Below are 13299 nucleotides of genomic sequence, written 5' to 3'. Positions count from 1 at the left end.
CCCCCCCCGCTTCTCTTAAAAACGTATAACTAAGTAAAGATCCCCGTCCTGCCTGGCCGTTAGCTTCATTTCTCGCCACTCATCCCCTATTCTATGCGCTACCTTTGGGCACAGGATATTTATAATGAAACGGACTAAAACGATCCGCTATGCCGCCTTTCGTAAGAGCTGGCAAGCAAGACACTTAACGCCTGTTGCTATCGCTGTTTCAGCGGTATTTATGCTGGCAGGCTGTGAACAAAACGACGAAACCGTCTCGCTCTATCAGAACGCCGATGATTGTACGAAAGCCAATCCCGGCCAGAGTGCGCAATGCACCACCGCGTTTAACAACGCCAAAAAGGAAGCGGAACGCACCGCACCGAAATACGCCACACGTGAAGACTGCGTGGCAGAATTTGGTGAAAACCAGTGTCAGCAGGCGCCTGCACAGGCTGGCGTGGGCAGCACTAATGCCGAGTCGCAGCAAAGCGGCAGCTTCTGGATGCCGCTGATGGCGGGCTATATGATGGGCCGCATGATGGGCGGCGGCGCGGGTTTTGCGCAGCAGCCGCTGTTCTCACCCAAAACGCCAAACAGCCCGGCTAACGGTCAGTTCGTTGATGCGTCCGGCCGTAACTATGGTAACGCCACCTCCGGTAAAACCATGACGGTTCCTAAAACCGCCATGGCGCCTAAACCGACCACCACCTCAACGATTACGCGGGGTGGCTTTGGTGAAACGGTCGCGAAGCAAAACAGCATGCAGCGTAGCAGCAGCGCGTCCGGCACCTCCAGCCGTTCGCTGGGAGGCTAACCCCGCTTATGCAACGCATCGCGATTTCAGAGCGCCCGGGCTGGCGGGAAAAAGCCACGGAGTTTGGTTTTCGTTTTCACACCATGCACGGTGAGCCCTACTGGTGTGAAGAGGCTTACTATCAGTTCACGCTGGCGCAGATTGATTATCTTGAGGACGTCACCGCCGAGCTTCATCAGATGTGCCTGCAGGTCGTGGAAAAAGTGGTGAACAGTGAAGCGCTGCTCACCAAATTTCGCATTCCTAAGCATACCTGGGACTTCGTGCGTGATTCATGGCAACAGCGTCAGCCCTCGCTTTATTCGCGTCTCGACCTCGCATGGGACGGCAAAAGCGATGCCAAACTGCTGGAGAACAACGCCGACACGCCGACGTCGCTGTATGAGGCGGCGTTTTTCCAGTGGCTGTGGCTCGAAGACCAGCTCAATGCCGGTCAGCTGCCGCAGGGCAGCGATCAATTCAACAGCCTGCAAGAGAAACTCATTGAACGCTTTACGGTGCTTCATCAGCAACAGGGGTTTAACTGGCTGCATTTCGCCTGCTGTCGTGATACCGATGAAGATCGTGGAACGGTGCAATACTTGCAGGACTGTGCCACGGAAGCCGGACTGCCGAGCGAATTTCTCTACATTGATGAGATAGGGCTGGGGGAAAAGGGCCAGTTTACTGACGCCCAGGATCAGGTCATCAGTAATCTGTTCAAGCTTTATCCGTGGGAATTCATGCTGCGCGAGATGTTTTCTACCAAGCTGGCCGATGCGGGCGTACGCTGGCTGGAGCCGGCATGGAAGAGCATCCTGTCAAACAAAGCGTTGCTGCCGCTGCTGTGGGAGATGTTCCCCAATCACCCTAACCTGTTGCCCGCCTGGTTTGCCGAAGACGATGTGCCACCGATGGAGAAATACGTAGTTAAGCCACTGTTCTCGCGCGAAGGGGCCAACATTCGTATTGTGGAAAACGGCAAAGAGATCGCCCGTGTGGACGGTCCTTACGGCGAAGAAGGCATGATCGTCCAGCAGTTCCATCCGCTGCCGAAATTTGGCGACAGCTATACCCTGATTGGTAGCTGGTTGATTGACGATCAGCCTGCGGGCATCGGCCTGCGCGAAGATCGCGACCTGATCACCCAGGATCTTTCGCGTTTCTATCCGCACGCGTTTATCGAGTAGCGCTTTCCTCCAGGCCAGCACGCTGGCCTGGTTTCTCTCTAGCCGACCTGTACCGACAGCATACTGATTGCGCCCATTTCCATACCTTCAACAGGTACGGTTACGGCCTCACCTGGCTGACGGGACCCCAGCACGTACAGCAACGGCAGGAAGTGCTCCGGCGTGGGATTGGATAACGCCGCATCCGGATGCTGCATAAAATTCACCAACGGATGGGAATCTGCTCCGGCGTCAACCGCCAGATTATCGCGCACATAGTTGTTGAATCCGGTCGCCCAGTCATAAGCGTTTCCGCCGCCCCACAGAACCTTACGCAGGTTGTGTACCACATTGCCGCTGGCGACGATCATGACACCGCGATCGCGCAAGGCAGACAGCTTTTTGCCCATCTCAAAATGCCAGGCCGCAGGCTTGCCGCTGTCGATACTAAGCTGGACGACCGGAATATCCGCCTCAGGATACATTTTAATGAGTACGCCCCACGAGCCGTGATCGAATCCCCATGCATGATCCTGATGAACCGGCACGGGCGATAAAATCTCAGCAATTTCATTTGCCAGTTCAGGCGAACCCGGCGCGGGATAGCGGGTATCAAAAAGCGCCTGCGGAAAACCGCCAAAGTCATGAATGGTACGCGGGTTTTCCATCGCTGTGACCGCCGTTCCCTGGGTGTACCAGTGAGCCGAAATGGCCAGGATGGCCCGCGGTCGTGGCAGCGTGGCACCGGCTTTACGCCAGGCTTCGGTGTAGCGGTTTTCTTCTAACGCATTCATCGGGCTGCCGTGTCCCAAAAACAGTGCTGGCATACGTAACTGGCTCATAGCGATCCTTAATGTGTTCACTCTATGAGCACTACGATACGCTGTTTGCAGGGGTTATCACGCGGATAAGCATGATGTTCTCTGTCAGGAAATTTGAACGAAAAAGATGAGTCAGATAAGCAGGAAGGATGGGGGAAGAGGTGAAACAATCAGGCCAGTATTTCTGGCCTGACAGTAAGCCGCTTAGCTGGCCTGACGCGTTTCGTGCTCGCGACGATAGGCAACCAGATCTTCAATCGTCACGACCGGCATCGCATGCTGTTTCGCGAACAGGATCACTTCAGGCGCATGCGCCATAGAGCCGTCGTCGTTGGTCAGTTCACACAGGACGCCTGCAGGTTTAAAGCCCGCCAGCGTGACCAGATCGATGGTCGCTTCAGTATGACCGCCGCGGGTCAGAACACCACCATCATGGGCACGCAGGGGAAAAACGTGGCCCGGACGGTTCAGATCTTCGGGTTTGGCGTTATCGGCAATCGCCGTGCGAATGGTAGTGATGCGATCCTGCGCGGATACGCCGGTGGTGACGCCCTTCGCCGCTTCGATGGTCACGGTAAACCCTGTGCCATAGGCGCTGGTGTTGTTTTCCACCATCATCGGTAATGCCAGCTGCTGGCGGCGTTCTTCGGTCAGGCAGAGACACACGATACCGCTGCCGTGGCGAATGGTGAGAGCCATCTGCTCGACGGTCATGGTTTCGGCAGCGAAAATCATATCGCCTTCGTTTTCACGATCTTCATCGTCGAGCACCATCACACCGCGTCCTTCACGGAGTGCGGCGATAGCACGTTCTACACGCTGTTTCGGCGTGCCAAATTCAGAAAGTAGAGTCTGATTCATGGTAATAAAACCTTTTAAATGTATTGGGTTACCAGAATCAGGGCAAGCTTAGGAGTGACGCCGTATAGACGTAGCAATGACGCAAAACAGACATAATGCCTGACAGATGTCGTTACCCTCTCCCATCCGGACTTTAACCGTCGGCCCCGGAATTTCACCGGATCTGCTGACCTTCACCATCATAGTGAAGCGCTCGCGGGCTGTCAGCCTGGGCTGATTTACCGCCGGTGGGGAATTTCGCCCCGCCCTGAGAATAAGCGTTTTAACTATAACGCTTCCTATTCGGGGCGGCAATCCACAAAGCCATTATTGCTTTAGCATTTTTTGCGCTAAGGATTTCAGGTTTAACCTTTTCAATTCAGGCATTACACTTAAGTGACTCTAGCGTTGGTACAATGCTGCCATAGCAACCCGTAACCAGGAAACCATCATGATCGACACGAAAAAAATTGAACAAATGGCCCGTCAGGTTCATGACGCGCTGCCGAAGGGAGTTCGTGAATTTGGCGATGATGTCGAGAAGAAAATCCGGCAGACGCTGCAGGCACAAATGACCCGCATGGATCTGGTCAACCGTGAAGAGTTTGATGTCCAGACTCAGGTTTTACTGCGTACGCGTGAAAAACTGGCGGCGCTGGAACAGCGTCTCGCTCAGCTGGAAAGCAAGAGTTCAGCGTCTGCCGCGCCCGCTGCCACCAGCACACCTGGCCCGGCACCGGCCATCGTGCCAGCCGCACATCCTGCTGACAAACCGGCTAAATAAAGGGCGGGCGGGAGCCCGGGCTCCCGCCGCCATGACTCAGTCGCCGCGAATGGTTTTGATGATATTGGTGGTCGAGATGCCATCTTCAAAGTTCAGCACCCGCACGTCACCGCCATTGGCCCAGACTTCCTGGCTGCCCGCGATATCTTCCGGTTTGTAATCCCCGCCTTTTACCAACAGATCGGGCAATACGCTGGCGATTAAGCGCTGTGGCGTGTCTTCTTCAAACAGCACGACCCAGTCCACCGCTTCCAGCGCACCCAGCACGATCATACGGTTTTCCTGCGGGTTCACCGGACGGCTGTCGCCTTTGAGGCGTTTGGTGGACGCATCGCTGTTTACCGCGACAATCAGGCGATCGCCCAGCTTGCGCGCGTTGGCAAGGTAGGAAACATGGCCGGCATGCAGAATGTCGAAGACGCCGTTGGTCATCACCACTTTTTCGCCGCGCTGACGCGCCATGGCGACGGCCTCTTTCAGCTCGGATTCAGTCATGATGCCAAAACCGCGCTCTGGACGCGCACGAATGGCATTTTCCAGCTCCACGATGCTGACGGTTGATGTCCCCAACTTCCCAACCACCACGCCTGCAGCGGCGTTAGCCAGAAAACAGGCTTCTTCCAGCGAATCCCCTGCGGCTAAAGCAGCGGCCAGCACGCCAATGACGGTATCCCCGGCGCCGGTCACGTCAAACACTTCCTGCGCCTGGGTCGGCAAATGCAGGGGCGCTTTACCCGGCTGCAGCAGCGACATGCCGTTTTCAGACCGCGTGACCAGCAGGGCGGAAAGGTCGCAGTCGGCGATCAGCTTCATGCCACGTTCCACAATCTCATTCTCTGTCTTGCATTTGCCCACCACGGCTTCGAACTCAGAAAGGTTGGGCGTCAGCAGCGTCGCCCCGCGGTAGCGCGCAAAATCCGTGCCTTTAGGATCGATCAGCACCGGTACATTCGCCTCGCGTGCCAGCGCGATCATCTGCTGAACGCTGTCCAGTGCGCCTTTGCCGTAATCCGACAGCACCACCGCACCGCTACGGGACAGTGACTGGCGCATTTTTTCGTGCATCGGGGCGGCGTCCACCTGCTCAAATCCCTCTTCGAAGTCCAGACGGATGAGCTGTTGGTTGCGAGAGAGGACACGCAGTTTGGTAATGGTGGGATGGCTTTTTAAGGTGACAAAATCGCAGTCAACACGAACATCCTTCAGCGTTTTACTCAGTACCTGAGCCGCATCGTCTTCCCCGGTCAGTCCGATCAGACGGGAACCCGCCCCCAGCGCAGCAATGTTCATTGCCACGTTAGCGGCGCCGCCTGGGCGTTCTTCAACGGTTTCCACCTTGACCACCGGCACCGGCGCTTCAGGCGAAATACGGCTGGTGGGGCCGTACCAGTAACGATCCAACATGACATCGCCAACGACCAGCACCGAGGCCTGGCCGAACGCGGGCAGAGTAACTTTCATTCCAGACACTCCAGACTGCATTCAAAATAGTGCGCGGATGATAACACAGTTGCGACAGGTGCTATCAGCATCACGCCGTGAGAGAGTGTGGTGACTGTAGCCATCGCTGCCAGCTGGTGTTCACCGACTCTTTTTCCTGCGCAAAGGCGTCAGGTTCAACATGCCCGGGCTGCTCCTGAAGCGCCAGATGATGCAGCGCATCGCGCAGCGTGACATAAGCATGCGTGAGCGCTGCCGCTTCCTCGTCAGACATTTTGTGGTGGATTGCCATCCGTTCAAAAATCCGCACATTGTCTGACCAGCGCGTCAGGTCGGGCTGCTCCGCCGCATAGCGCAGCACCAGGTACTGGGCGATGAATTCAATATCCGTAATGCCGCCTTCGTCCGTTTTGATCTCCCAGCGGCCCTTGTGCTTGTTGCTCAGGTGCGCGCGCATTTTGTCACGCATCTCTCTGACTTCCGTTTGCAACGCTGCCGCATCGCGCGGCAGACAGAGGATGGCACGGCGAATGGCGCTAAAACGCGCGCTCAGATCGGGCTCACCGAACACCACGCGGGCGCGGACCAGCGCCTGATGCTCCCACGTCCAGGCTTCGTTGCGCTGATAGTCGTCGAAGGCTTCAAAAGTACTGACCAGCATGCCAGCCGCGCCCGAAGGCCGCAGTCGCGCATCCACTTCGTACAAAATGCCGGACGACGTACGGGTGCTGAACAGATGCATGATGCGCTGCGCCAGCCGCAGGTAAAACTGCCGTCCGTCTATGCTGCGCTCGCCCTGCGTGACGGCTTCCATCGGGCAGTCGTGCAGGAAAACCAGATCGAGATCGGAGCTGTAGCCCAGTTCCCATCCGCCCAGCTTGCCATAGCCCAATACCGTGAAGCCCCGTTCGTGTTCATGCACAAGGTGCGACGGTCGGCCATAGCGCTGCACCATCATATTCCATGCCTGCTGCACCACCGATTCGATAATGGCCTCGGCCAGCCAGGTTAAGTGATCGCTCACTTTCATCACCGGCAGCGTTCCCGCAATATCCGCCGCCGCGATGCGTAATAACTGTGCCTGTTTAAACTGGCGTAATGCTTCAAGCTGCTGCTCTTCATCATCCGCAGGAATGCGCATCAGGTACTGACGCAGCTCATCCCGGTAGGCATCCGTAGCGGTTGGCTGATAGAGCGTGGCGGGATCAAGCAGCTCATCCAGTAACAGCGGATAACGTGCCAGCTGGCTGGCCACCATCGGTGAGGCTGCGCAAAGACGAATCAGGTGACGCAACGCGCCGTGATACTCGGTGAGCAGCTCAAGGTAGGTACTGCGGGTCAGAACGCTCAGCAGCAACGGCGCCAGGCGACTGAAGGTCACCGCGGCATCGCTGCGTGAACAGACTTCACTCAGCAGTTGAGGCATCAGCTGATCCAGCGCCTGACGGCCGCGCGGGCCGATAGTGCGGTGACCGATATCCTGCCGAAACGCTTCCAGCGCCTGATTAAGAGCATGACACTGCGTGGTATCCAGTTGTGGCACCAGCGGGGCCAGCTCAGTGTCCTCCAGGCTGTCGTGCCACAGCATGTTAAAGTCGGCCAGTTCGGGGCGATCGCCCACATCCGGCGTATCCTCACCGATTAACTCATCGAAGATGGCACGCACGGCGGCCATATGCGTTTCCAGCCGGGCGCTCAGCGCAGCCCAGTCATCACAGCCCATCGCCCACGCCAGCCGGGCGCGGGGTAACGCCTCTTCCGGCAGCGTTTGCGTTTGTTCGTCCGCCAGACTTTGCAACAGGTTTTCCAGCCGACGCAGAAACAGATAAGCCGCGCGCAATGCCGCAACCTGCTCGGGTGGCAGTAACGCCAGAGATTCAATAGCAGACAGCGTAGGTATCAAGGCCCGGAGCTGAAGCGAGCGCTCACGTCCACCACGAATCAACTGAAAAACCTGCACGATAAATTCTGTTTCGCGAATCCCGCCCGCGCCCAGCTTGATGTTGTTTTTCAGCCCGCGGCGACGCACTTCACGCGCGATCATCGCTTTCATATTGCGTAACGACTGGATGACGCTGAAATCGATGTAGCGGCGATAAACAAAGGGCCGCAGCATCTGCTGCAGTTCCTGGCTCCAGCGATCCTGCTCATCGCCCATCAGCCGCGCCTTCACCATGGCGTAGCGCTCCCAGTCGCGGCCCTGCTCCTGGTAATAATCTTCCAGGGCGGCAAAACTCATGACCAGCGGCCCGCTGTCGCCAAACGGGCGCAGGCGCATATCGACCCGGTAAACAAAGCCGTCGGCCGTGGGCTGATCGAGTACTTTGATCAGGCGCTGGCCCATGCGGGTAAAAAACTGCGCATTGTCGAGTTCGCGGCGACCGCCGCGCGTGGTGCCGTTTTCCGGCCAGGCAAAAATCAGATCGATATCGGAGGAGAAATTCAGCTCGCCGCCGCCCAGCTTGCCCATTCCGAGGATCAGCAGCGGCTGTGGTTCACCCGCGGCATTGCAGGGCGTGCCGAATTCGCGACAGCAGTCCTGATAAACCCAGTGGCGCGCGGCGTCGATCAGCACCTCGGCTAATACGCTCAGCTGCTGCAGCGTCTGCTCTGTCGTGGCAAGCTGCAAGCACTGCATCCAGGCAATGCGAACCAGCATGCGACGGCGAAACAGGCGCAGCACGCGCATCAGGCTGGCTTCACTGTCCACCGCCGCCATGTCTCTGCCCAGCCACTGCGTATACTGCTGCCACTCGTCGGCCTCGGGCGACTGTGCGGCAATCTCCTGCCACCAGTGCGGATTCTGCTGCAGGTTATCCAGCACAAAGTCGCTGAAGGCCAGACCGGCAAGCTGCGCCTCGCTGAGAGCGGTATCCGCAAGACCGAGCTGTTCAACTGCCCGCGCGGCCTGGGTGCGCAATACGGTGGGTAAGGATGGCAACATGTTCTCTCCCTGATAGCGTGCTGTATGACTTAGCGTGGCGAACCGCTGGTTAACCAAAAGGGTGACTGTTTCATCGCCTGCGCCGTTAACCAGTCCAGGCTGGCGTGCTGCTGTTCCCTGATTGCGCGCTGCAGCTGCTGCCACGGCGCCAGCCAGTCGTGAACGGCATCCGGCGAGTAAGCGCCCGCCAGCAAATGCACCGCCAGCAGCTGTCGATCCAGACGCGTGGCCTTGTCCTGATACTCATTCACCTGATGGACGGTGCTGAAGGTTTCTTTCAGATCGGCATTGATGCGGCCCAGCATGATATCGCCAAAGCGTTTAAAGGAACCGTTGAGCTTGGTTTGCCCCTTTTCATCAATCCACTGCCGCCAATGGGCCTCGGCTAACCAGTGAGTAAGTGCTAACTGGGCCTCTACCGAGAGAGCCGAAAAACAGAAGCTGTCGGCATCGACATCTTCATTTAGCAGCGTTTCTTCCAGCGTGGTCAGCTTCTGACGCAGCTCGCTACTGGCCTTGCGCGGGACTACCGCCCCAAACAGCGCAAACGCCTGACGCAGAACATCCAGCGCCTCACGAACCGCTTCTCTGGCGCGCTTATTGCCACGCAGCCACACTTCTTCATGATATTGCCAGTGGTGAAGGCCTGCCGCCATGGCCGCCGTCATGCCCTCTTCAACCGTGGCTTTCGCCCCGGCTTTTAACAGCGGAAAGGCGGTTACCTCACGCGAGGGATTACCTTTGGCTAACTGATAGCCGCGCGCCGCCTTGCTCAGGCTGCCCATCCGCAGGTCGCCCACGGCCACTAACTGCTGAGCAAACGTCAGCAACTCGCTGCGCTGGCCACCTTTTAGCTCAAGCTCAACCTCTGACAAAGGTTCGCTCAACTCTCCCGCCGTCACGTCGCCCCGATCGCAGGCAATTTCTATTTCACTACTGCCCGCCGTGACTACCCAGATCTCTCGTTCAAAATGGGTACTGAACAGCGGCTGCAGGCGCTGCTGTAGCGCTGCTACATCCGTTCCTTCCGGCCAGATGTCTGCGGGCAGAAGGCTGATGTCCAGCGTTGGCTCAGTGAGGTCAACGTTGTATTCGCCGCGCTGATGTAGCCCACCCAGCGTTTTGCCGGCGGTTTTCAGCGTCATTTCGTAGCGTTGATCAACGCCCCGAATGCGCAATCCCATATTCCAACGACGTAACTGATTATCGTCGGTTTCAAAATAGATATTGGTCAGCTGACGGGCAGCCTGGTGCTGATGCGGAAACGCCGCCAGCCGTTCTGCCAGTTTCCCGGCAGCATTGGGTTTAGCAATGAACTTAAGTTCGATTTCGATGGTCATATTTTTTTATTCACTAACGCCGCTGGCACTTAAGGATATATTCCCTGCCTGTTTAAGGTTATCTTCTGCTGCATCCACTGAGCTGAAGGTTAGGGTTTTCAGGCGAAGAGTAATGCACAGAAGCCGGACTGTCTCTGCTTTCTTTGTGCTTTCGCTACCCTTTTCGCACTGTCATGAGACCAGGATAGTTCTCATTCAGATTTACGCGAAGCCTCTACAGACTGTGCCGGTAAATTATCTTTAATTTTTAAGCAAAACGAAATCTAATGAAAAAAATCACACTCGCTGGAATCACTTTGCTGGCCCTCAGCACCCTTGCACCTGCTCACGCCGATGAAAAACGTTACGTTTCTGACGAATTATCCACCTGGGTTCGTAGCGGTCCCGGCGACCAGTTTCGCCTGCTGGGCAAGCTGAATGCGGGTGAACAGGTACAGCTGCTGCAGACCAATGATGCCACCAAATATGGCCAGGTACGCGATGCCGAAGGCCGCACCGTCTGGATCCCCCTGTCGCAGCTGAGTGAAAATCCCAGCCTGCGCACCCGGGTACCGCAGCTGGAACAACAGGTTAAAGACCTGACCGCCAAGTTAGCCAATATTGATAACAGCTGGAATCAGCGCACCGCCGAAATGCAGAACAAAGTGGCCAGCAGCGACAGCGTGATCAACGGCTTAAAAGAGCAAAATCAGAAGCTGAAAAACGAACTGATCGTGGCGCAGAAGAAAGTCAGCGCCGCTAACGTTCAGTTGGATGACAAACAGCGTACGATCATCATGCAGTGGTTTATGTATGGTGGCGGCGTGCTAGGCGTCGGCCTGCTGCTGGGGCTACTGTTGCCGCACATGGTGCCGCGCCGTAAGAAAAACGATCGCTGGATGAACTAGTTTTACCACCGCTCGCTATCAGGGGATCGTAAGATGCCCCTTTTGGCCTGTCTGCAATATGTCGAATTTGTGCAACAATAGAGTTTGTGCCCGTCTGGATTCAGGTGCCGGAAGCCCACAGACGCGCAGATCACTTATTTATCTCTGGAGTTGTGCGTGAAGACGTTTCTTGTTGGCGGTGCAGTGCGCGATGCGCTGTTGAAGTTGCCGGTTAAAGACAAAGACTGGGTGGTGGTAGGCGCGACCCCGGAAGCCATGCTGGAACAAGGCTACCAGCAGGTCGGCCGCGACTTCCCCGTGTTTCTGCATCCCGACAGCCGGGAAGAGTATGCGCTGGCGCGTACCGAACGGAAGAACGGCAAAGGCTACACCGGGTTCACGACCTGGTCGGCGCCAGACGTCACGCTGGAGCAGGATTTACAGCGCCGCGATTTGACGATTAACGCCATTGCCCGCGACGATCAAGGCGAGCTTTACGATCCCTACCACGGACAAAAGGATATTGCCGACCGGCAGCTGCGCCACGTTTCCGATGCCTTTAGTGAAGATCCCCTGCGCGTCCTGCGCGTCGCGCGTTTTGCCGCGCGCTTCGCCCATCTTAATTTTCGTATTGCCGACGAAACGCAGGCGCTGATGCGACAAATGGCAGAGAGCGGCGAGCTGGCCGATCTCACGGCCGAACGCGTCTGGAAAGAGACGGAAAAAGCCCTGTCCTCCCATAATCCCCAGGTTTACTTCCAGGTACTGCGCGACTGCGGCGCATTGCAGGGGCTGTTTCCGGAAATCGATAACCTGTTCGGCGTGCCGGCGCCCGCCCGATGGCACCCGGAAATTGATACCGGGGTTCACACGCTGATGGCGTTAACCCTGTCTGCTGGCCTGTCGGAAGCGATTGACGTGCGCTTTGCGACGCTGTTTCACGATGTCGGTAAAGCCTTAACGCCGGTGGAAAAATGGCCCAGCCATCACGGACATGGCCCGGCAGGCGTTCCGCTGGTCGCCGCGCTGTGTCAACGGCTACGCGTGCCGAATGCGATCCGTGATCTGGCGCTGCTGGTCACGGAGTTTCACGACATGATGCATACCATTGAGCAGCGCCCTGCCGACGCGTTGATTGGCTTATTTGACCGCCTTGACGCCTGGCGCAAACCCGAGCGGGTTAACCAACTGGCGCTGTGCAGCGAAGCGGATGCCCGCGGACGCGGTGGCCTTGCCAACATGCCTTATCCCCAGGGCAACTACCTGCGACGTGCGTTTGCCCTGGCTCAGGCCGTGCCATCTAAGGCGGTCGTGGAGGCGGGATTTAAAGGGATAGAGGTGCGGGAAGAGCTCACGCGACGTCGTATTGAGGCTGTCGAACAGGGCTTAGCGTAACGCGACCAGTTGCCCGACCGCGTTACCCTGTGGCTTACATGAAAATCATGTACACCGCGCCCGCCACGATAAAGCGGTAGATGGCAAATGACACGAAAGAGATGCGTTTGATCAGCTCCAGGAACACTTTGATGGCCAGCAACGCGACAACGAATGCGGTGATAAAGCCCACCGCAAACATCGGGAAGTCGGCCATCGTCAGGAAGCCGAGGCTTTTATAGATATCCAGCCCTGTCGCCCCGATCATCATCGGTACGGCCAGGATAAACGAGAACTCGGATGCGGCATAGCGGCTCACGCCCATCAGCATCCCACCTGAAATGGTGGCGCCCGAACGCGAGAAGCCCGGCCACAGCGCCAGACACTGGAAGCAGCCAATCATAAACGCCTGACGATAGGTGATATCATCAATACCTGGTGATTTTGGCTGTTTCGGTTTCAGGAATTCCGCTGCCAGCAGCAGTAAGCCCCCGACCACCAGCGCATACATCACGTTAATCGGATTAAACAACGTTTTAATCTGATCGTGCAGCGCCAGACCAACCACCACCGCAGGGATCATGCCCAACAGGATATGGATCAGGGTTAACCGACCTGTCCCGACACCTTCATGTTTCACTTCACCAAAGTGAATGCCGATCAATCCAAACAAACGCCGCCAGAACATCACGACGACGGCAAGAATGGAACCTAACTGAATGACCACTTCAAAGGTTTCTGCTTTGTCGCCCTCAAAGCCCAGCAGGTGCCCCACTATAATCATGTGCCCGGTAGAAGAGACCGGTAAGAACTCGGTTAAACCTTCTACCACGCCCAGGATTGCAGCTACCCACAGCTGATGAAGATCTGCCATCAATGTATTCCCTCTGTCCGTTTTAAAACCATGAAAAAGGCGCTAGCTGTTGCGCTATCGCCTTAAATCTTA

At 56.8% G+C, this 13299-nt stretch carries 11 protein-coding genes and 1 riboswitch; of the genes, 5 read left to right on the top strand and 6 right to left on the bottom strand.

Going from position 1 to position 13299, the window contains the following annotated elements; all coding sequences use genetic code 11:
• Nucleotides 1–124: 124 nt before the first annotated feature.
• Both QLG08_RS06030 and QLG08_RS06025 read left to right on the top strand, forming a co-directional pair.
• On the top strand, nt 125–796 hold the full coding sequence (locus QLG08_RS06030) for a DUF1190 family protein (protein WP_013027244.1): 672 nt from the start codon (nt 125–127) through the stop codon (nt 794–796).
• An 8-nt stretch (nt 797–804) separates the two neighbouring features.
• A complete protein-coding gene (locus QLG08_RS06025) occupies nt 805–1965 on the top strand; it encodes a glutathionylspermidine synthase family protein (protein WP_014594637.1) in 1161 nt (386 codons plus the stop codon).
• Nucleotides 1966–2003: 38 nt separating this feature from the next.
• Here the strand turns inward: QLG08_RS06025 and ygiD are convergent, their stop codons facing one another.
• Both ygiD and ribB read right to left on the bottom strand, forming a co-directional pair.
• Nucleotides 2004–2786 carry a 4,5-DOPA dioxygenase extradiol gene (gene ygiD, locus QLG08_RS06020; protein ID WP_024471052.1) on the bottom strand — a complete coding sequence of 261 codons (783 nt, stop codon included), beginning with the start codon at nt 2784–2786 and terminating at the stop codon, nt 2004–2006.
• 183 nt (nt 2787–2969) lie between these two features.
• A complete protein-coding gene (gene ribB / locus QLG08_RS06015) occupies nt 2970–3626 on the bottom strand; it encodes a 3,4-dihydroxy-2-butanone-4-phosphate synthase (RefSeq protein ID WP_013027247.1) in 657 nt (218 codons plus the stop codon).
• A 110-nt stretch (nt 3627–3736) separates the two neighbouring features.
• A riboswitch (FMN riboswitch) is annotated at nt 3737–3885 on the bottom strand.
• Between the two features lie 171 nt (nt 3886–4056).
• Between ribB and QLG08_RS06010 the strand changes: the two genes are divergently transcribed.
• Nucleotides 4057–4389 carry an accessory factor UbiK family protein gene (locus QLG08_RS06010; protein WP_013027248.1) on the top strand — a complete coding sequence of 111 codons (333 nt, stop codon included), beginning with the start codon at nt 4057–4059 and terminating at the stop codon, nt 4387–4389.
• Nucleotides 4390–4425: 36 nt separating this feature from the next.
• Here the strand turns inward: QLG08_RS06010 and hldE are convergent, their stop codons facing one another.
• From hldE to QLG08_RS05995, 3 genes are all read right to left on the bottom strand, one after another.
• Entirely contained in the window at nt 4426–5850 is a 1425-nt protein-coding gene (gene hldE / locus QLG08_RS06005; protein WP_014605027.1) for a bifunctional D-glycero-beta-D-manno-heptose-7-phosphate kinase/D-glycero-beta-D-manno-heptose 1-phosphate adenylyltransferase HldE, read from the bottom strand.
• Nucleotides 5851–5920: 70 nt separating this feature from the next.
• Entirely contained in the window at nt 5921–8773 is a 2853-nt protein-coding gene (glnE, locus tag QLG08_RS06000; RefSeq protein ID WP_019104847.1) for a bifunctional [glutamate--ammonia ligase]-adenylyl-L-tyrosine phosphorylase/[glutamate--ammonia-ligase] adenylyltransferase, read from the bottom strand.
• Between the two features lie 29 nt (nt 8774–8802).
• Nucleotides 8803–10113 (bottom strand): inorganic triphosphatase, encoded by a 1311-nt coding sequence (locus QLG08_RS05995; RefSeq protein ID WP_110015336.1) that lies wholly within the window; start codon nt 10111–10113, stop codon nt 8803–8805.
• Nucleotides 10114–10379: 266 nt separating this feature from the next.
• On the opposite strand from QLG08_RS05995, the gene QLG08_RS05990 reads away from it, so the two are divergent.
• Both QLG08_RS05990 and QLG08_RS05985 read left to right on the top strand, forming a co-directional pair.
• Complete coding sequence (locus QLG08_RS05990) at nt 10380–11000, top strand: TIGR04211 family SH3 domain-containing protein (RefSeq protein ID WP_013027252.1); 621 nt, start codon at nt 10380–10382, stop codon at nt 10998–11000.
• A gap of 156 nt (nt 11001–11156) precedes the next feature.
• Nucleotides 11157–12374, top strand: coding sequence for a multifunctional CCA addition/repair protein (locus QLG08_RS05985; protein WP_015699493.1), 1218 nt, complete (start codon nt 11157–11159; stop codon nt 12372–12374).
• Nucleotides 12375–12408: 34 nt separating this feature from the next.
• Here QLG08_RS05985 and bacA read toward each other — a convergent pair whose 3' ends face one another.
• A complete protein-coding gene (gene bacA / locus QLG08_RS05980; protein WP_014594643.1) occupies nt 12409–13227 on the bottom strand; it encodes an undecaprenyl-diphosphate phosphatase in 819 nt (272 codons plus the stop codon).
• Nucleotides 13228–13299 lie beyond the last annotated feature (72 nt).

Source organism: Pantoea sp. V106_11 (assembly GCF_029967885.1).
Lineage (GTDB): Bacteria > Pseudomonadota > Gammaproteobacteria > Enterobacterales > Enterobacteriaceae > Pantoea > Pantoea ananatis.
This window is presented reverse-complemented; position numbering and strand designations above follow the sequence as displayed.